Below are 19,710 nucleotides of genomic sequence, written 5' to 3'. Positions count from 1 at the left end.
GTTTTCAGGTTGACCGCGTTATCGTTCTTCGCGGGCAAGCCTCGCTCCTACAGGGGTTGCGTACATCTGTGGGGGCTTATCACGATAATTTGTAGGGGCTTGTTACTACCATCGTCGAATGGTTCTATAGGCCCGGCCCGGGCTACAACAGGGCCATACAAAAACAACTATTCCACCGAGGTAAGAAAGATGAGTGCGGCTTCTCTGTATCCCGTTCGTCCCGAGGTAGCGGCCAACACGCTGACCGACGAGGCAACCTACAAAGCCATGTACCAGCAGTCGGTCGTCAACCCTGACGGTTTCTGGCGCGAGCAAGCCAAGCGCCTCGACTGGATCAAGCCTTTCACCACGGTGAAGCAGACGTCCTTCGACGATCACCATGTCGACATCAAATGGTTCGCCGATGGCACCCTGAACGTTTCCTACAACTGCCTCGACCGTCATCTGGCCGAGCGCGGCGATCAAGTCGCGATCATTTGGGAAGGGGATGACCCTTCCGAAAGCCGCAACATCACCTACCGCGAGCTGCACGAACAAGTCTGCAAGTTCGCCAACGCCTTGCGCGGCCAGGATGTGCACCGCGGCGACGTGGTGACTATCTATATGCCGATGATCCCCGAAGCCGTGGTCGCCATGCTGGCCTGCACCCGGATCGGCGCGATTCATTCGGTGGTGTTCGGTGGTTTCTCGCCGGAAGCCCTGGCCGGTCGCATCATCGACTGCCGCTCGAAAGTGGTGATCACTGCGGACGAAGGCATTCGTGCCGGCAAAAAAATCCCGCTCAAGTCCAACGTCGATGACGCGCTGACCAACCCGGAAACCAGCAGCATTCAGAAAGTCATCGTGTGCAAGCGCACCGGTGGCGACATCAAGTGGAACCAGCATCGCGACATCTGGTTTGAAGACCTGATGAAAGTGGCGGGCAGTGTCTGCGCGCCGAAAGAAATGGGCGCCGAAGAAGCGCTGTTCATCCTTTACACCTCCGGTTCGACCGGCAAGCCGAAGGGCGTGCAGCACACCACCGGCGGCTACTTGCTGTATGCGGCCATGACCCACGAGCGCGTGTTCGACTACCGTCCGGGCGAAATCTACTGGTGCACCGCCGACGTCGGCTGGGTCACCGGCCACAGCTACATTGTCTACGGCCCGCTGGCCAACGGCGCGACCACGCTGCTGTTCGAAGGCGTGCCGAACTACCCGGACATCACTCGGGTGGCGAAGATCGTCGACAAGCACAAGGTCAACATCCTCTACACCGCGCCGACCGCGATCCGCGCGATGATGGCGTCGGGCAAGGCCGCTGTTGAAGGTGCTGACGGCAGCAGCTTGCGTCTGCTGGGTTCGGTCGGTGAGCCGATCAACCCGGAAGCGTGGGACTGGTACTACAAAAACGTCGGTCAATCCCGTTGCCCGATCGTCGATACCTGGTGGCAGACCGAAACCGGCGGCAACATGATGAGCCCGTTGCCAGGCGCTCATGCACTGAAGCCAGGTTCGGCGGCCCGTCCGTTCTTCGGCGTGGTGCCGGCGCTGGTGGATAACCTGGGCAACATCATCGAAGGCGTCGCCGAGGGTAACCTGGTGATTCTCGATTCGTGGCCAGGCCAGGCGCGCACGCTGTATGGCGACCATGACCGTTTCGTCGACACCTACTTCAAGACTTTCCGCGGCATGTACTTCACCGGTGACGGTGCGCGTCGTGACGAGGACGGTTACTACTGGATCACCGGCCGTGTGGACGACGTGCTCAACGTGTCCGGCCACCGTATGGGCACCGCCGAGATCGAGAGCGCGATGGTTGCGCACCCGAAAGTCGCTGAAGCCGCCGTGGTCGGTGTGCCGCACGACATCAAGGGGCAGGGCATTTATGTCTACGTCACGTTGATCGCTGGCGAAGAGACGAGCGAGCAATTGCGTCTGGAACTGAAGAACTGGGTGCGTAAAGAGATCGGCCCGATTGCTTCGCCGGATGTAATCCAGTGGGCGCCGGGGCTGCCGAAGACGCGTTCGGGCAAGATCATGCGCCGGATTCTGCGCAAGATTGCGACCGCTGAATATGATGGGTTGGGGGATATTTCGACCCTGGCCGATCCGGGTGTGGTGCAGCATTTGATTGATACGCACAAGACGATGAATGTTGCGTAAGTAGCGTTTGGCGTTATCGAAGCCCTGCCAGGTGTTGAGTCTGGTGGGGCTTTTTTATGTCTGAGGGTTTTGTGTTGGTGGCTCGGGCCTCTTCGCGGGCAAGCCTCGCTCCTACAGGGGGGGAGGTGTACCTGAATCCTGTAGGAGCGAGGCTTGCCCGCGAAGGCAATCTATCAGGCACCGAATAAACACCAGCCAATAATTATCGGCTTCCCCTGTAGTCCATTTCCCACTGTTACCCGCCACCCTTCAAGTAACTGAATGTGTAACCGCCCGCGCCGATACGGGGCATTGCGAAACGCCATAAGTCCGCATCCGTGCATTTGAGCCCCGCAAAAAAATAAGAACCCACGCTGCGCTTGCCGGATTAGAAGGCTTTGCGAATAATAGGCCCGCAATTTGCAATATAGATCGGTTAACTGTCTTTTGCTCTTGCATGAAATTGCAAGGCTGTCAACGTGCCTAAACGGCTTTCTCGGTGCTTCTGTAATTTGTTGTCGCATTGAAGAAATATCGGCTTCGGGCCTGTCGTTAGAATGCCGATCACTCGCTCGTCGTTGCTCGCGTTGAAAACAACGCCGGTTTCCCAGGACGCAGCAACCGCTTTCCGGTTTTACTCATTCGCATAATGGGCTGTTGCTCACTCTGCCGTTTTAGCCCTTTACCGATGGAGTCCCAAGATGAAGAAACTCGTGCTGCTTGGCGCCCTGGCACTGTCCGTGCTGTCCCTGCCAACCTTCGCCGATGAAAAGCCTCTGAAAATTGGCATCGAAGCGGCTTACCCTCCGTTTGCTTCCAAAGCACCGGACGGCAGCATCGTTGGTTTCGACTACGACATCGGCAACGCACTGTGCGAAGAGATGAAGGTCAAGTGCGTCTGGGTCGAGCAAGAGTTCGACGGTCTGATCCCGGCACTCAAAGTGCGCAAGATCGACGCCATCCTGTCGTCGATGTCGATCACTGAAGACCGCAAGAAGTCCGTGGACTTCACCAACAAGTACTACAACACCCCGGCTCGCCTGGTCATGAAGGCCGGCACTCAAGTCAGCGAAGGCCTGACCGAGCTGAAGGGCAAGAACATCGGCGTGCAGCGTGGTTCGATCCACGAGCGTTTCGCCCGCGAAGTCCTAGCTCCGCTGGGTGCCGAGGTCAAGCCGTACGGTTCGCAGAACGAAATTTACCTCGACGTCGCTGCCGGTCGCCTCGACGGCACCGTGGCAGACGCTACGCTGCTGAATGACGGTTTCCTGAAAACCGACGCCGGCAAAGGTTTTGCTTTCGTGGGCCCGGCCTTCACCGACGTCAAATACTTCGGCGACGGCGTAGGTATTGCTGTTCGCAAGGGTGATGCGCTGAAAGACAAGGTCAACACCGCTATCACTGCCATTCGCGAGAACGGCAAGTACAAGCAGATCCAGGACAAGTACTTCGACTTCGATATCTACGGCAAGTAACACGTCCCGGCGACAAGTCCGAATGGCGCAAGCAGCAGGATCTCTGAGGTTTGCGCCATTTTTTCATCCCAACTTTCGAGGATCTGAATCATGTTGAAAGGCTACGGGGCTGTCATCCTCGATGGCGCATGGCTGACGCTTCAGCTCGCCTTGTCGTCCATGGCCCTGGCCATCGTCCTGGGGCTGATCGGCGTTGCGCTGCGTCTGTCGCCGGTGCGTTGGCTGGCCTGGCTGGGCGATCTGTATTCCACGGTGATCCGCGGGATTCCCGATCTGGTGCTGATCCTGCTGATTTTCTACGGCGGTCAGGACCTGCTCAACCGCGTCGCACCGATGCTCGGCTATGACGATTACATCGACCTGAACCCGTTGGCCGCCGGTATCGGCACCCTGGGTTTCATCTTCGGTGCGTACCTGTCGGAAACCTTCCGTGGCGCCTTCATGGCGATTCCGAAGGGTCAGGCCGAAGCCGGTGTGGCGTACGGCATGAGCAGCTTTCAGGTGTTCTTCCGGGTGTTGGTGCCGCAGATGATTCGCCTGGCGATTCCGGGCTTTACCAACAACTGGCTGGTACTGACCAAGGCCACCGCGCTGATTTCGGTGGTGGGTCTGCAAGACATGATGTTCAAGGCCAAGCAGGCGGCAGATGCCACCCGCGAGCCTTTCACCTTCTTCCTCGCAGTGGCCGCGATGTACCTGGTGATCACCAGTGTCTCGTTGCTGGCATTGCGTCACCTTGAGAAGCGCTACTCGGTAGGCGTAAGGGCGGCTGATCTATGATCTTCGACTACAACGTCATTTGGGAGGCCCTGCCGCTGTACCTCGGCGGCCTGGTGACCACCCTCAAATTGCTCGCACTGTCATTGTTCTTCGGTTTGCTGTGCGCCTTGCCCCTGGGCTTGATGCGCGTTTCGAAGAACGCAGTCGTCAACATGACTGCCTGGCTCTATACCTACGTGATCCGCGGCACGCCGATGCTGGTGCAGCTGTTTTTGATCTACTACGGTCTGGCGCAATTCCAGGCGGTGCGGGAAAGCTTCCTGTGGCCGTGGCTGTCCAGCGCGACGTTCTGTGCGTGCCTGGCTTTCGCGATCAACACCAGCGCCTACACCGCAGAAATCATCGCCGGCAGCCTGCGCGCTACGCCGAACGGTGAGATCGAAGCAGCCAAGGCCATGGGCATGTCGCGCTTCAAGATGTACAAGCGGATTCTGTTGCCATCGGCCCTGCGCCGGGCGCTGCCGCAGTACAGCAACGAAGTGATCATGATGCTGCAGACCACCAGTCTGGCGTCCATCGTGACCCTGATCGACATCACCGGTGCCGCACGCACGGTAAACGCTCAGTTCTACTTGCCGTTCGAAGCGTACATCACGGCGGGTGTGTTCTACCTGTGCCTGACCTTCATTCTGGTGAAACTGTTCAAACTGGCCGAGCGCCGCTGGCTGGGCTACCTGGCCCCGCGGAAGCACTGATATGGAACGCATCGATCATCCATTGCCGTGGAGCCACCTGGGCAGCGAACGCCAGATTTCGGTGTTCCGCTTCGGTAGCGGCGAGCGCAAGGCCTACATCCAGGCCAGCCTCCACGCCGATGAATTGCCGGGCATGCGCACGGCCTGGGAGCTGAAAAAGCGCCTGACCGAACTCGAAGCCCAAGGCTTGCTTAACGGTGTGGTCGAACTGGTGCCGGTAGCCAACCCGCTGGGCCTCGGTCAGCTGTTGCAAGGCAGTCATCAAGGGCGTTTCGAAGCGGGCAGCGGCAAGAACTTCAACCGCGATTTCGTCGAGCTGAGCGCGCCAGTGGCCGCCCAACTCGAAGGCCATCTGGGTGACGATCCGCACGCCAACATCCGCTTGATCCGTCAGGCCATGAGCGATCACCTGGCGGCATTGCCGGAGGCGAGCAGCCAGTTGCAAGGCATGCAGCGCGTGTTGCTCAGCCATGCCTGCACTGCCGATGTGGTGCTCGATTTGCACTGCGATGCCGAAGCCGCGCTGCACATGTACGCGTTGCCGCAACACTGGCCGCAGTGGCGTTCGCTCGCCGCGCACCTGAATGTGAAAGTGGGCCTGCTGGCGGAAGATTCCGGCGGCAGTTCCTTCGACGAAGCCTGCTCGCTGCCATGGTTGCGTCTGTCCCGTCAGTTCCCGGATGCGCAGATTCCACTGGCGTGCCTGGCGACTACTATTGAATTAGGGGGGCAGGCCGATACCGCTCGCGCTGACGCCGAGGCTTACGCTGAAGGCATTCTCGCGTTCCTCGCCGAGCAAGGCTTGATCAGTGGCGAATGGCCGAAACCTGCGCAGGACGCGTGTGAAGGCATGCCGTTCGAAGGCACCGAATTGCTGTTCGCGCCGCATCCGGGCGTGATCAGTTTTCTGCGTAAACCCGGTGAGTGGATCGAAGCCGGCGACGAGATTTTTGAAGTGATCGATCCGTTATCGGATCGGGTCAGCACGGTGTGTGCTGGTACGTCCGGGGTGCTGTTTGCCATTGAACGGCTGCGTTATGCCCAACCCGGTTTCTGGCTGGCCAAGGTGGCGGGGCGCGAAGCGCTGCGTCACGGGCGCTTGCTCAACGACTGACTGACTGTTTTTGTGAGAACCGACCGCATGTACAAACTTGAAGTCCAAGACCTGCATAAACGCTATGGCAGTCACGAAGTGCTCAAGGGCGTGTCCCTGAAAGCGGCGGCTGGCGATGTGATCAGCATCATCGGCTCCAGTGGCTCCGGCAAAAGTACCTTCCTGCGCTGCATCAACCTGCTGGAGCAGCCGCACGCGGGCAAGATCCTGCTCAACAACGAAGAGCTGAAACTGGTTGCCAACAAGGACGGCGCGCTGAAAGCCGCTGACCCGAAACAGCTGCAACGCATGCGTTCGCGTCTGTCGATGGTGTTCCAGCATTTCAACCTGTGGTCGCACATGACCGCGATGGAAAACATCATGGAAGCGCCGGTCCACGTGCTCGGCATGTCCAAGGCCGAAGCCCGCGAGAAAGCCGAGCACTACCTGAACAAGGTCGGCGTGGCGCATCGTAAAGACGCTTACCCTGGCCACATGTCCGGTGGCGAGCAGCAGCGCGTGGCGATTGCCCGTGCGCTGGCGATGGAACCTGAGGTGATGCTGTTCGACGAACCGACCTCGGCCCTCGACCCGGAACTGGTCGGCGACGTGCTGAAGGTGATGCAGGCCCTGGCCCAGGAAGGCCGGACCATGGTGGTGGTGACCCACGAAATGGGCTTCGCCCGTGAAGTGTCGAACCAGCTGGTGTTCCTGCACAAAGGTGTCGTCGAAGAAAGCGGCAACCCGCGTGAGGTACTGGTCAATCCACAGTCCGAACGTCTGCAACAATTCCTCTCGGGCAGCCTGAAATAATCAAGACTGCCGTTGTGCACCGGGATAGTGCATGCTTCGCAAATTAACGGCCGCCCCCGATCCCTTGTAGGAGCCGGCTTGCCGGCGATAGCGGTGAGCCAGTTTGCATATCTGGCACAGGCATACCGCCATCGCCGGCAAGCCGAATCGTCGCACCGCGGCTCCTACAGGTTTTGAGATTTGCGTTCATTTACGGGCTAGCATTGGCCCATGCCTTCATCACTGTTTCGTTTCGGATTGCCCGCCATGACTGCCCATCGAATTGGTTTCCTGATTTGGCCCAGCACTAAAGCACTGACGCTTGCGCTGGCTGAGGAGGCCTTGCGTGTTGCCCAGCGTGTGCATCCGGACGTGGTCTACGAACTGTCGTTCCTGCAGGCCGAACCGTCGACCGAAGGCGCCTGGCAATTGCCGGGTGAACCCTGGGCCGGCAAGCTCGAAAACCTGCAGAAACTGTTCCTGCTCGCCGATGAGCCGCCGACCACATTGGCACCGGCGCTCAGCAGTGCGTTGAAACAACTGGTGCGTGCCGGTTGCGTGATCGGTGGTTTGTCCGCCGGTGTTTATCCGTTGGCGCAACTCGGTTTGCTCGACGGTTATCGCGCCGCCGTACACTGGCGCTGGCAGGACGATTTCGCCGAACGTTTCCCGAAAGTCATCGCCACCAGTCATCTGTTCGACTGGGATCGCGATCGCCTGACGGCGTGCGGTGGCCTGTCGGTACTCGACCTGTTGCTGGCGGTGCTGGCCCGTGATCACGGCGCCGAACTCGCTGGCGCCGTATCCGAAGAACTGGTGGTCGAGCGCATCCGCGAAGGCGGCGAGCGCCAACGCATTCCGCTGCAGAACCGCCTCGGTTCCAGCCATCCGAAGCTCACCCAGGCGGTGTTGCTGATGGAAGCCAACATCGAAGAGCCGCTGACCACCGACGAAATCGCCCAGCACGTGTGCGTGTCCCGTCGGCAGTTGGAGCGGATCTTCAAGCAATACCTCAACCGCGTGCCGAGCCAGTACTACCTGGAACTGCGCCTGAACAAGGCCCGGCAGATGTTGATGCAAACCAGCAAGTCGATCATCCAGATCGGCCTGTCGTGCGGCTTCTCCTCGGGGCCACATTTCTCCAGCGCCTACCGCAACTTCTTCGGCGCCACGCCGCGGGAAGATCGCAACCAGCGGCGCAGCAGCAGTCCGTTCGAGTTGTCGTCGGTGCCGTCCGAGCGCGGCTGATCTATTCGTCGATCTCGGAACCCTCAGAGGTGGATACGTTCATTTCACCTCGATTGATCACCTCTTCCACGCCAAAGTCGGCACGTGTGCGTTCGAAGTAACTGATCAGCCGCAACAGGCTTTCCTCCGTAAACGGATTGCCCCTCAGCGTAATGTTCTCGGCCACTTCCACGGGCAACTCCAACAGGTCGCTGGGTACGTTGGTGATTGCATTGCCGCTCAAGTCTGCCCAGTCCAGTTCCGCCAGTTGTAGCAGGCCATCGGGTATCTCAGTGATGCCGGTGTCGTTGAGCAGAATGGTCGCCAGGTCCGGCATCTGACTCAGGTCCGGTGTCAGCCCCAAGGGGTTGAGGCCCAGATCGAGGTATTCGAGCTGTTCCATTCCCGCCAATGCGCCGACCGACTGCACGGACAGGCCGACGCGGCAGTTGGGAATCGACAGTGACCTGAGTTGCCCCATCTTGAACACTGCATCGGGAATGTCACCGAGGTCGCAGTCGCGCAGCCTCAGGCTTCTCAGGTTCGGGAAGGATTCCAGAAAACGCCCGATGCGCGTCACGCCATCGACACTGTGCAGCTCCAGCGCCGAGACATGGCTAAAGTCAGCGCTGAGGGTCGGCAGTTCCCCGGTGATGACCGGGCGGATGGAGAGTTCATACGACGGCTCAAGCGACTCAGTGAAATCATCCAGGTCTGCGTCATGCTGCCAGCAACGTTGCAGTGCCTCTTTGAATTCATCGCGATTGGCGTGTTCGACAAACTGTTGCATGTCACTGAAGGGTTCGCCCGTTAGCGGGTGGTGCGGCGGCAGATCGGCTGTCCATGTCGTCAGATCGTTGCTCAATTGAGCCAGTTCTGCCTCCAGTTGGGTCAGCGCCTCTCGGCCCTCTTCCAGTGTGCCGGGCAGTTCGTAGACGAAGTCGCTGGCCTGCTCGACTTCCATGTTCGGGTAGAGCGCCCTGGCTCGTTCGATATCCGCCTCGGGGGCATAGACGCCCAGATCGTATGAGGTTTCGAGGTAGTGCAGCTTGACGAGTTGCCGAGCGCTGTCGACGAGCGGGTTGTCCGACAGGTGTACGCCGCGCTTGTCGTAGACCACGCTGTCGAACACCCCTTCGGGCAGCTCGGTGATCCGGTTATTGATCAGCATGAGCGTATCGAGTCTGGGGTGCGTGATAGCGCTGACGGGGATTTCAGTCAGCCCGGTTGCGCTCAGGTCCAAGTGCACGAGCTCGGTAAATGCGCCGACATCGGGTACCACATCAATCGGATTACGGAACAGGTCCAGCATCACCAGTTTGTTCAATGAGGACAGCTTCGACCACGCGTCTGCATCAATCCTGATCGCGCATTCGTTCAGCACCAATGTGTCGAGGTTGGTCATCCGTGGGATGGCGTCGGGCAGGGTGGTCAGGGAGAAGCGCCGCAAGTCGAGGCGACGAAGGTCGCTGAAATTTTGCAGGAAACCGTGAACACCTTGCTCCGCGTGACTGCCTTCGAGGGCGACCAGTGATACGTGACTGAAGTCGGCCGTCAGCACCGGCAGCTCACCCAGAATCGGCTCGGCGAACCGCAGCACATAGCGGTCACTGTGCTCCGGCGATTCGAGATCCCGTGGCGTTTGCCGACGCCAGCTCTGCTGGATCTCCTGAGCCAGCAACCGGCGGTTGTGCTGCTGGGCCTGTTGCTCCAGCTCGCTCAATGGTTGTCTGGTTTCGGGGTGGACGGTGGGGGCTTCCTTTATCCAGGTATCCAGGTCTTCATGCAGCCGTTCGAGTTCATTGCTCAGGCGCGAAAGCTCCACGCGAGCGCCATCGGGGTGGCGTTGCAAGCGGGCAACGACGACGCTGAGTTCATCCTGGGGCAGGCCTGGATAGACCTCGCGAACCCTGTCATTCAGTGTTGGGGTGGGGCGACCTGTTCGGTTGTACCCCTCCGATCCGCCGGGCAGGCGCATGGTCGCCGGGTCATAGAAGGGTTTTCGGTTGGGATGCTTCACCAGCAGCGTGCGCAATGCGGGTTTGTTCTGCGCATGCTCGGCAATGCGTTGTTTGAGTAGCTGGCCATCCTCGGTAGAAAGACCCAGTGATCTGCGCTCAGCGTCGGGCAGTGCCTGCAGGATGGCCTGATAAAAGTCGCCCGGCAGAGCCGTGTTTTCATGGACCCGATACGTGTCGTCCTCGGTGTGCACCAATGTCTTGAGGAGCGGTGCGTCGGGCTGGCCAATGCTGTCGCGCAATGTCCCCTCAGGGGAAAACTCTCTGACTTCGATGAGTAGGCGGGCAGGCCAGCCGGGCAGTGATTCAAGGCTATGCAGGGCCAGGCGATGGGTGTCCGACGTTTCCATGCCCTCCAGATAAAACCCCTCATAGGCTCTGGCGACACGCACCGCGTCCATGGCTTTCAGCGCTACATCCTTGAGGCGCTGGGGCAAGCGGCCGCTGTGCATTTGCTTCAGTTCGGTGCCGCTTGCGTTGCTCACCAGTTCTTGTGCGATGTCCGTGGGCAGTCCCTGTACTTCGCCTTGCAGTAGCAGAACGTGGCGATCATCGGTTTTTTCAAGTTCACGGTAGCGAGACTGGAACAGCGATCTGCGCTGGTTCAGCGCCTGATAGCGGTCGGGATGGTCACTGCCGGTCTGCTCGACCAGTGCCTGAATGTCGCGGTCGATCTTGAAGCGCTTGATCGTGTCGGTCAGCAGCGAAGGCGGGCGCTGATTCTCGACATGGATCTCGCGCAACACGTTGTCGTGAAAACCGCTGATCTGAAGGAGTTGCTCGCGCTCGGCAGTATTGAACGACTCGACACTTTGGCCGAGGCGGCGCAGCACGGTTTCCCGGTCCCACGTCAGCGGTCGCTCCAGCATGGTTTGCCAGGCACCGTGGTTGTTGTGTCGCAGAGCCGGCTGATAGGCGTCGGCCCGGCGCGGGTGTTGGATCTGAAAGCGGCCAGTCTTGCTGTCCGGTTTTACCGAGTAGACCTTGCCTTCAATGCGCACCAGCGTTTTGCCCTCATGCTGATACAAACCGAGAGGGTCGGGGCTGGCAGCGTCCGGCAGATTAACGGACTGTTCGTAAGGCGCGAGATCCGGTTTCCAGTATCGGGTTTTGCCTGTGGCTGTCTTGATGGGTTTGAGCGGGGAAATCAGCGTCACCGCCTCGCGAGACATAAGGCCATTGAACGCACCGGCCGCCATGACGCCGCCCACCGCGAACGTCCCGAGTTCAACCACCGTTTCGGCGATCGTCATCAAGTGTCCGAACGCTTCGGTTTTCAGGCCTTCGGCCCAGTCGATGATGCCTTCGAACGTGTCGTCGAGCACTTGGTAGGCCATGTAGGCGAGCATCAATTCGCCCAGAAACGGAACAAAGGGCAGGGCCACGAACGACGCCACTTCAAGGATCTTTTTGGCGACATTGCTGAAGGCGTCCCACGCCGCCCATCGCGCCGCGCGGTCGGCACTGGCGGTAGAAACCGCAAGGGTGCGTGCGTCATTGAGCAGTTTGTTCAATTGCTGCTGGTAGAGGTGAGTCCACAGATCGTTTCTGATCGGGCTCACCGAGAACTGCAGGTTGGGCTCGTCGATGGGGGTGTCGCGCCAGCTCGGCAGCGGATCACCGCGAAGGTGTTCATGCCAGGTCACTGTACGGAGGCGACTGTTGAGGTCGGCGAAAAAGTGGCCTCGTTCCTGATGATCGATGAACCGGCTGAAGAACGCCTGGTAAGCAGGCGAGCGCAGTTTGCGGGTCAGCTCGGTCATGAATGCCAGGGTGTCGGGGTATTGTTTGAGCGGGTGTTCCGGGTCGTCGGGGATGTAGGCGATGATTCGCGAGCGTTGGGAAGTGAGTTCAAGTCGCGGCGCGAAAATGACAATGCCGGTCAGCAATGAAGACATCAGGCTCAGGTCGTGACAGTGCAGTCGCCAGTTGTCCAGCCCCACGTTTTCGCGGCCCTCGATCATGTCGAGAATCGATTGCCCTGCATCCAGCGGCAGGTCGCCACGGACCTGGGCCAGATGCAGGGCTGATAGCAGGGCGGCCTTGTGCGTCTTGATCACGCTCGACTTCAACACGGCAGCGGCTACCGGGTTGGTGAACCCCAGGTTTTCCTTGAGGTGGGCCTCGTATCGACCGCCGATATCCAGCTCCCTGCACAACCGGGTGAAGTGCTGAATGGAGAGTTGGCGCTTGATCGCCGGCAATGTATCGAATTGCCCGGTGGACGAGGGTTCGGTGATGAACGTCGAAGCAGATTCGTAAGCCTGCGCTTCGGTTTCCGAATCCTGAAAGTTGTGCAGGGCGGCGTCGAGCAGCGAGACCGTCCAGGTGCGCGCGGCACCGGTCTTGATCGGGAACCACGGAACGGTCTGCGGGATGTACAGGCGCAGGAAGGTCGTCTTGACGTCCAGTTCCAGGCCGTATCGGGTTTTCAACGCGTCACGCAGAAGCGGTTCGGCAAAGTCCCGGGCGTTCTGCAGTTTATCCAGCATGGATTCCAGGTGGTTACGCTGGGCCAGATAGTGCGTGCTGGCCGCTTTCAATGATTGGTGCTGCTGGCGGGTTGCCCGGGCGTGCCATTCAGGGAGGTCCAGCCGCGCGCTTTTCAGTGCAGTGCGCGTAGCGGGCGATGCTGTTAATAGCCAGTCGGGCAGATTGTGGAACGCATGCTGGAAATGTGCGTCTGGCTGAGCCGTAAGCTCGGGGTCATGCTGAATCATGGCGCTAGTCCGTTAGCGTTTGGATGGAACCCAAGGAAAACAAACGATGAAGCACGGTGTGCGGTACATATTTACCGCACCGTTCGACAAGCCTGCCTATAACCTGTGCCGCCGGTTTAAACTGCGCCTTTGCGACGCTATATGTCGCATTGCCGTAAACCCGGCTGAAACCGGGGTTTGCGCTATAAGAAGTTGTCGCTTGGCGGCAAGGCCGGGCTGAAAACTGTCCTTACAATCCCCCCATCGCTCGCCAGTTTCCGGCGAGTGTTCCTCTTCAGGAGACTCCGATGTCCGTTGAGCACGCTGCGGTAGAACGCGCCGATTTCGACCAGGTAATGGTTCCCAACTATGCGCCTGCCGCCTTCATTCCTGTGCGTGGCGCCGGTTCCCGCGTATGGGACCAGTCTGGCCGCGAGCTGATCGACTTCGCCGGCGGGATTGCCGTTAACGTATTGGGCCATGCGCACCCGGCGCTGGTCGGTGCCTTGACCGAGCAGGCGAACAAGCTGTGGCACGTGTCCAACGTGTTCACCAACGAGCCTGCCCTGCGTCTGGCGCACAAGCTGATCGACGCAACCTTTGCCGAGCGTGCGTTCTTCTGCAACTCCGGCGCCGAAGCCAACGAGGCCGCTTTCAAGCTGGCCCGTCGTGTCGGCCATGATCGGTTTGGCAGCGAGAAGTACGAAATCATCGCCGCGCTCAACAGCTTCCACGGCCGTACCCTGTTCACCGTGAACGTCGGTGGCCAGTCGAAGTATTCCGACGGTTTCGGTCCGAAAATCACCGGCATCACCCACGTGCCGTACAACGATCTGGCCGCGCTGAAAGCCGCCATTTCCGACAAGACTTGCGCTGTGGTTCTGGAGCCGATCCAGGGCGAGAGCGGTGTTATCCCGGCCGAACTCGAATACCTGCAAGGCGCCCGTGACCTGTGCACCGCGCACAACGCGCTGCTGATTTTCGACGAAGTGCAGACCGGCATGGGCCGTACCGGCCATCTGTTCGCCTACCAGCATTACGGCGTGATCCCGGACATCCTGACCAGCGCGAAGAGCCTGGGCGGCGGTTTCCCGATCGCAGCCATGCTGACCACCGAAGACCTGGCCAAACACCTGGTCGTCGGCACCCACGGCACCACCTACGGCGGCAACCCGCTGGCGTGCGCCGTCGCCGAAGCGGTAATCGACGTGATCAACACCCCTGAAGTGCTGGCCGGCGTCAACGCCAAACACGACAAGTTCAAGGCTCGCCTGGAGCAGATCGGCGAGAAATACGGCCTGTTCACCAAGGTTCGTGGCATGGGCCTGTTGATCGGTTGCGTGCTGAGCGAGGCCTGGAAAGGCAAGGCGAAGGACATCTTCAACGCCGCCGAGCGCGAAGGCCTGATGGTCCTGCAAGCCGGCCCGGACGTGGTGCGTTTTGCGCCAAGCCTGGTGGTTGAAGACGCCGATATCGATGCTGGCCTGGATCGTTTCGAGCGCGCTGCAGCAAAACTGACGCAAGCCTGATAGACCCTTCGACGCCTGATGATTTCAGGCGTCGAACCCAATTTTGATGCCGGCCCCGCTTTTCTGTAGGAGCGAAGCTTGCTCGCGAAGGTGTGTCAGTCGACATCACTGTGACTGACACACCTTCGCGAGCAAGCTTCGCTCCTACAAGGGGCCGGCTTATTTTCCTCAAAGAGTATGAGAAAGGAGTGACACCATGCTGGTGATGCGCCCCGCGCAAATGGCTGATCTGGGCGAGGTACAGCGTCTGGCTGCGGACAGCCCGATTGGTGTCACTTCTTTGCCGGATGACGTTGAACGCCTGAGCGACAAGATCGCCGCGAGCGAAGCCTCGTTTGCTGCAGAAGTCAGCTTCAACGGTGAAGAGAGCTATTTCTTCGTCCTCGAAGACACCGCCACCGGCAAACTGGCCGGCTGCTCGGCCATCGTCGCCTCGGCCGGTTATTCCGAGCCGTTCTACAGCTTCCGCAATGAAACCTTCGTGCACGCCTCCCGCGAGCTGAAGATTCATAACAAGATTCACGTGCTCTCCCAGTGCCACGACCTGACCGGCAACAGCTTGCTGACCAGTTTCTACGTGCAGCGCGAGTTGGTGGGTTCGCCGTGGGCCGAGCTCAACTCCCGTGGCCGCTTGCTGTTCGTGGCCAGCCATCCGGAGCGCTTTGCCGATTCCGTGGTGACCGAGATCGTCGGTTACAGCGATGAAAATGGCGACTCGCCGTTCTGGGACGCCATCGGTCGCAACTTCTTCGACCTCAACTACGCCGAAGCCGAGCGTCTGTGCGGTCTGAAGAGCCGCACGTTCCTCGCCGAGCTGATGCCGCATTACCCGATCTACGTGCCGTTGCTGCCGGACTCCGCGCAAGAAGCGATGGGCCAGGTGCACCCACGGGCGCAGATCACTTTCGACATCCTGATGCGCGAAGGCTTCGAGACCGATCACTACATCGACATTTTCGACGGCGGCCCGACGTTGCATGCGCGTGTTTCGGGGATCCGTTCGATCGCCCAGAGCCGTGTAGTGCCGGTGAAAATCGGCGAGCCGGTCAAAGGCGCAGGACGTCAGTACCTGGTGGCCAATGCGCAGTTGCAGGATTACCGCGCCGTGTTGCTCGAGCTCGATTACGCGCCGGGCAAACCCGTGACCCTGGATCTGGAAGCGGCCGAAGCCCTGGGCGTCGGTGAAGGTGCAAGCGTGCGCCTGGTGGCGGTTTAACGCCTGCTTTTCAACCTAGAAAGCAGCAAGTGTTTCGCGGGTGGCGCAAGCGGCCCGTTTGAGGAGATAGCATGATCGTTCGTCCCGTACGCAGCAGCGATTTACCCGCTCTGATCGACCTGGCCCGTAGCACCGGCACCGGCCTGACCACCTTGCCGGCCAACGAAGAGCGTCTGGCCCATCGGGTCGGCTGGGCCGAGAAGACCTTTCGCGGCGAGGCCGGGCGCGGCGATGCGGACTACCTGTTCGTCCTCGAAGACGACAACGGTCGTGTGGTGGGCATTTCCGCCATTGCCGGCGCCGTCGGCCTGCGTGAGCCCTGGTACAACTTCCGGGTCGGCCTGACGGTCAGCGCTTCGCAAGAGCTGAACATCTACCGCGAAATCCCGACGCTGTTTCTGGCCAACGACCTGACCGGCAACTCGGAATTGTGCTCGTTGTTCCTGCACGCCGATTTCCGCACCGGACTCAACGGTCGCATGCTGTCCAAGGCGCGAATGCTGTTCATCGCCGAGTTCCCGCAACTGTTCGGCAACAAGATCATTGCCGAAATGCGCGGTGTCTCCGACGAAGCAGGACGTTCGCCGTTCTGGGAAAGCCTGGGTCGACACTTCTTCAAGATGGAATTCAGCCAGGCCGATTACCTGACCGGCGTGGGCAACAAGGCGTTCATCGCCGAACTGATGCCGAAGTTCCCGCTGTACACCTGCTTCCTGTCGCCGGATGCACGTAACGTGATCGGTCAGGTTCACCCGGACACCGAGCCGGCGCTGGCCATGCTCAAGAGCGAAGGTTTCAGCTACCAGGGCTACGTCGACATTTTCGACGCCGGCCCGGCCATCGAATGCGAAACCGGCAAGATCCGCGCCGTGCGAGACAGTCAGGCGCTGGTGTTGGCCGTTGGCACGCCGGGTGACGACGCCACGCCATTCATCATTCACAACCGCAAGCGCGAAGACTGCCGGATCACTGCCGCTCCCGCACGTCTTGCCGCCGGTACGCTGGTGGTCGATCCGCTGACCGCCAAACGTCTTCAACTCAACGCCGGCGATCAAGTGCGCGCCGTTCCGTTGTCTGCTGCTCGGGAGTCGAAATAATGAATTCGCTATACATCGCAGGTGAATGGCTGGCCGGTCAGGGTGAAGCCTTCCAATCGTTGAACCCGGTGACCCAGCAAGTGCTGTGGGCCGGCGAGGGCGCTACCGCCGCTCAGGTTGAGTCCGCTGTGCAAGCCGCGCGTCAGGCGTTTCCGGGTTGGGCCCGTCGTACTTTGGAAGAACGTATTTCGGTGCTGGAAGCCTTTGCTGGCGCGCTGAAAAACAACGCTGACGAACTGGCGCGTTGCATCGGTGAAGAAACCGGTAAACCGTTGTGGGAAGCGGCAACTGAAGTGACCAGCATGGTCAACAAGATTGCGATTTCGGTGCAGAGCTACCGCGAACGCACCGGCGAGAAGAGCGGCCCGCTGGGCGACGCCACCGCCGTGTTGCGCCACAAGCCACACGGCGTGGTCGCGGTGTTCGGTCCTTACAACTTCCCAGGTCACTTGCCCAACGGTCATATCGTGCCGGCGCTGCTGGCCGGTAACAGCGTGCTGTTCAAGCCGAGCGAGCTGACCCCGAAAGTCGCCGAACTGACGGTCAAGTGCTGGATCGAAGCCGGCCTGCCAGCCGGCGTGTTGAACCTGCTGCAAGGCGCTCGCGAAACCGGTATCGCCCTGGCGGCGAACCCGGGTATCGACGGTCTGTTCTTCACCGGTTCGAGCCGCACCGGCAATCACCTGCACCAGCAGTTCGCCGGTCGTCCGGACAAGATCCTCGCGCTGGAGATGGGGGGTAATAACCCGCTGGTGGTCGATGAGGTCGCTGATCTGGATGCCGCGGTGTATACCATCATTCAGTCCGCTTTCATTTCTGCCGGTCAACGTTGCACCTGTGCCCGCCGCTTGCTGGTGCCGCAGGGCGCCTGGGGCGACACGCTCCTGGCGCGTCTGGTGGCGGTCAGCTCGACGATTGAAGTCGGTGCGTTCGATCAGCAGCCAGCGCCGTTCATGGGCTCGGTGATTTCCCTTGGCGCGGCAAAAGCGCTGATGGATGCGCAGGAACATCTGCTGGCCAATGGCGCCGTGGCGTTGCTGGAAATGACTCAGCCTGAGGCACAAGCCGCGTTGCTGACCCCAGGTATTCTGGACGTGACCGCCGTTGCCGATCGTCCTGACGAAGAGCTGTTCGGCCCGTTGCTGCAAGTGATCCGCTACGCTGATTTTGAAGCGGCCATCGCTGAAGCCAACGACACCGACTATGGCCTGGCGGCCGGTTTGCTGTCGGATTCCGAAGCGCGTTATCAGCAGTTCTGGCTGGAAAGCCGTGCCGGTATCGTCAACTGGAACAAACAGCTGACCGGTGCTGCGAGCAGCGCACCGTTCGGCGGCGTCGGCGCCTCGGGCAACCACCGCGCCAGCGCCTATTACGCGGCAGATTACTGCGCGTACCCGGTGGCCTCGCTGGAAACGCCGAGCCTGACGTTGCCAGCGGCCCTCACGCCAGGCGTGAAGATGGCGTAGCGCCCATTCGCGGGCAAGCCTCGCTCCTACGGATCCCATTGAACCTGTAGGAGCGAGGCTTGCCCGCGAAGGCCGCAACGCGGTCGTACTGAATAGTTACTGAAGCCTATAAAAACAGATTCTCGTGGAGCCTCGCTGATGAAATCCTATGAAGTCAATTTTGACGGTCTAGTGGGGCCGACCCATAACTACGGCGGCCTGTCCTACGGCAACGTCGCGTCCCAGAGCAACAGCCAGCAGTCTTCGAACCCGAAGGAAGCTGCGCTGCAAGGCCTGGCGAAAATGAAAGCGCTGATGGAAATGGGCTTTCAACAAGGCGTTCTGGCCCCGCAAGAGCGTCCTGATGTCGCCGCCCTGCGTCGCCTGGGCTTCAGCGGCACCGACGCGCAAGTGATCGAGCAGGCTGCGAAAGACGCGATGCCGTTGCTGGTCGCCAGTTGCTCGGCGTCGAGCATGTGGGTGGCCAACGCCGCCACGGTCAGCCCGAGCGCCGACACTGCCGACGGTCGCGTGCATTTCACCGCCGCCAACCTCAACTGCAAGTACCACCGCAGCATCGAGCACCCGACCACCAGCCGTGTACTGGGTGCAATGTTCGCTGATCAGAAGCACTTCGCTCACCACGCGGCGTTGCCGGCCGTGGCGCAATTCGGTGACGAAGGCGCCGCCAACCACACGCGTTTCTGCCGTGAATACGGTGAAGCCGGCGTCGAGTTCTTTGTGTTCGGTCGCAGTGCGTTCGATAACCGCTACCCGGCACCGCAGAAATACCCGGCGCGCCAGACCCTCGAAGCCTCGCAAGCTGTCGCTCGTCTGCACGGTTTGAGCGATGACGGCGTGGTCTACGCCCAGCAGAATCCTGCGGTGATCGATCAGGGCGTGTTCCACAACGACGTGATCGCGGTGGGTAACGGCGAGGTGCTGTTCTATCACGAGGACGCGTTCCTCGACACCGAACAGATGCTGGCCGAGCTGCAAAGCAAACTCGCCAAGGTCGGCGGCAAATTCCAGTCGGTGTGTGTACCGCGTTCGGCGGTTACCGTTGAAGACGCGGTGCGTTCCTACCTGTTCAACAGCCAGTTGCTGTCGCGTCCTGACGGCTCGATGCTGTTGATCGTGCCGGAAGAGTGCCGTGGCAACGAACGCGTCTGGCAGTACCTGCAAAGCCTGACCAGTTCTGGCGGCCTGATCCGCGAAGTCAAAGTCTTCGATCTGAAGCAAAGCATGCAGAACGGTGGTGGCCCGGCGTGCCTGCGCTTGCGCGTGGCACTGAATGAAACCGAACTGGCGGCCGTCAACCCAGGGGTTATCATGACGGCACCGTTGTACGGCACGCTGACCGAATGGGTCGAAAAGCACTACCGCGACCGCATGGCCGAAACCGACCTTGCGGACCCGCAATTGCTGCTTGAGTGCCGGACGGCACTGGATGAACTGACGCAAATCCTTAAACTGGGCGCGGTTTATCCATTCCAGATCAATTGAACGTCGAGAGCGTA

The 19,710-nt window shown here is 60.2% G+C and carries 13 protein-coding genes; 12 read left to right on the top strand and 1 reads right to left on the bottom strand.

The features are described 5' to 3' along the window. Positions 1 to 189 precede the first annotated feature (189 nt). The 7 genes from acs to argR all read left to right on the top strand — a co-directional run bounded on the left by acs (position 190) and on the right by argR (position 8,207). Positions 190 to 2,145 (top strand): acetate--CoA ligase, encoded by a 1,956-nt coding sequence (gene acs / locus KGB25_RS21145; RefSeq protein WP_008034880.1) that lies wholly within the window; start codon positions 190 to 192, stop codon positions 2,143 to 2,145. 680 nt (positions 2,146 to 2,825) lie between these two features. Then, positions 2,826 to 3,599, top strand: coding sequence for an ABC transporter substrate-binding protein (locus KGB25_RS21140; RefSeq protein ID WP_008034882.1), 774 nt, complete (start codon positions 2,826 to 2,828; stop codon positions 3,597 to 3,599). 90 nt (positions 3,600 to 3,689) lie between these two features. Continuing rightward, entirely contained in the window at positions 3,690 to 4,379 is a 690-nt protein-coding gene (locus KGB25_RS21135) for an ABC transporter permease (protein WP_223436537.1), read from the top strand. Further along, positions 4,376 to 5,074 (top strand): ABC transporter permease, encoded by a 699-nt coding sequence (locus KGB25_RS21130; protein WP_223413662.1) that lies wholly within the window; start codon positions 4,376 to 4,378, stop codon positions 5,072 to 5,074. Before KGB25_RS21135 ends, KGB25_RS21130 begins: the two co-directional genes overlap by 4 nt. Position 5,075: 1 nt before the next feature. Then, complete coding sequence (locus KGB25_RS21125; protein ID WP_192227962.1) at positions 5,076 to 6,188, top strand: M14 family metallopeptidase; 1,113 nt, start codon at positions 5,076 to 5,078, stop codon at positions 6,186 to 6,188. A 27-nt stretch (positions 6,189 to 6,215) separates the two neighbouring features. Then, positions 6,216 to 6,980 (top strand): ABC transporter ATP-binding protein, encoded by a 765-nt coding sequence (locus KGB25_RS21120; RefSeq protein WP_008034888.1) that lies wholly within the window; start codon positions 6,216 to 6,218, stop codon positions 6,978 to 6,980. Positions 6,981 to 7,226: 246 nt separating this feature from the next. Beyond that, positions 7,227 to 8,207, top strand: coding sequence for a transcriptional regulator ArgR (argR, locus tag KGB25_RS21115; RefSeq protein WP_008033121.1), 981 nt, complete (start codon positions 7,227 to 7,229; stop codon positions 8,205 to 8,207). 1 nt (position 8,208) lies between these two features. On the opposite strand, the gene KGB25_RS21110 is transcribed toward argR, so the two are convergent. Continuing rightward, positions 8,209 to 12,924 carry a dermonecrotic toxin domain-containing protein gene (locus KGB25_RS21110; protein ID WP_223436535.1) on the bottom strand — a complete coding sequence of 1,572 codons (4,716 nt, stop codon included), beginning with the start codon at positions 12,922 to 12,924 and terminating at the stop codon, positions 8,209 to 8,211. A 287-nt stretch (positions 12,925 to 13,211) separates the two neighbouring features. Between KGB25_RS21110 and KGB25_RS21105 the strand changes: the two genes are divergently transcribed. From KGB25_RS21105 to astB, 5 genes are all read left to right on the top strand, one after another. After that, entirely contained in the window at positions 13,212 to 14,432 is a 1,221-nt protein-coding gene (locus KGB25_RS21105) for an aspartate aminotransferase family protein (protein ID WP_008033117.1), read from the top strand. A 196-nt stretch (positions 14,433 to 14,628) separates the two neighbouring features. After that, entirely contained in the window at positions 14,629 to 15,648 is a 1,020-nt protein-coding gene (gene aruF / locus KGB25_RS21100) for an arginine/ornithine succinyltransferase subunit alpha (RefSeq protein WP_008033116.1), read from the top strand. A gap of 71 nt (positions 15,649 to 15,719) precedes the next feature. Next, positions 15,720 to 16,745, top strand: coding sequence for an arginine N-succinyltransferase (gene astA, locus KGB25_RS21095; protein WP_207285408.1), 1,026 nt, complete (start codon positions 15,720 to 15,722; stop codon positions 16,743 to 16,745). Further along, a complete protein-coding gene (gene astD, locus KGB25_RS21090) occupies positions 16,742 to 18,211 on the top strand; it encodes a succinylglutamate-semialdehyde dehydrogenase (protein WP_192227969.1) in 1,470 nt (489 codons plus the stop codon). Before astA ends, astD begins: the two co-directional genes overlap by 4 nt. A gap of 138 nt (positions 18,212 to 18,349) precedes the next feature. Next, positions 18,350 to 19,696 (top strand): N-succinylarginine dihydrolase, encoded by a 1,347-nt coding sequence (astB, locus tag KGB25_RS21085; protein WP_008033110.1) that lies wholly within the window; start codon positions 18,350 to 18,352, stop codon positions 19,694 to 19,696. Positions 19,697 to 19,710: the final 14 nt, after the last annotated feature.

The sequence above is a fragment of the Pseudomonas sp. BF-RE-21 genome (assembly GCF_019947305.1).
Taxonomy (GTDB): domain Bacteria; phylum Pseudomonadota; class Gammaproteobacteria; order Pseudomonadales; family Pseudomonadaceae; genus Aquipseudomonas; species Aquipseudomonas migulae.
The sequence above is the reverse complement of the archived record's forward strand: the minus strand, read 5'-3'. Positions and strand labels throughout refer to the sequence as shown.

Coding starts and splice junctions, on each gene's coding strand:
- KGB25_RS21125 (WP_192227962.1), top strand. CDS start 5,076: ATGGAACGCATCGATCATCCATTGCCGTGGAGCCACCTGGGCAGCGAA.
- astB (WP_008033110.1), top strand. CDS start 18,350: ATGAAATCCTATGAAGTCAATTTTGACGGTCTAGTGGGGCCGACCCAT.
- KGB25_RS21140 (WP_008034882.1), top strand. CDS start 2,826: ATGAAGAAACTCGTGCTGCTTGGCGCCCTGGCACTGTCCGTGCTGTCC.
- argR (WP_008033121.1), top strand. CDS start 7,227: ATGACTGCCCATCGAATTGGTTTCCTGATTTGGCCCAGCACTAAAGCA.
- KGB25_RS21120 (WP_008034888.1), top strand. CDS start 6,216: ATGTACAAACTTGAAGTCCAAGACCTGCATAAACGCTATGGCAGTCAC.
- KGB25_RS21105 (WP_008033117.1), top strand. CDS start 13,212: ATGTCCGTTGAGCACGCTGCGGTAGAACGCGCCGATTTCGACCAGGTA.
- astA (WP_207285408.1), top strand. CDS start 15,720: ATGATCGTTCGTCCCGTACGCAGCAGCGATTTACCCGCTCTGATCGAC.
- KGB25_RS21135 (WP_223436537.1), top strand. CDS start 3,690: ATGTTGAAAGGCTACGGGGCTGTCATCCTCGATGGCGCATGGCTGACG.
- aruF (WP_008033116.1), top strand. CDS start 14,629: ATGCTGGTGATGCGCCCCGCGCAAATGGCTGATCTGGGCGAGGTACAG.
- acs (WP_008034880.1), top strand. CDS start 190: ATGAGTGCGGCTTCTCTGTATCCCGTTCGTCCCGAGGTAGCGGCCAAC.
- KGB25_RS21110 (WP_223436535.1), bottom strand. CDS start 12,924: ATGATTCAGCATGACCCCGAGCTTACGGCTCAGCCAGACGCACATTTC.
- KGB25_RS21130 (WP_223413662.1), top strand. CDS start 4,376: ATGATCTTCGACTACAACGTCATTTGGGAGGCCCTGCCGCTGTACCTC.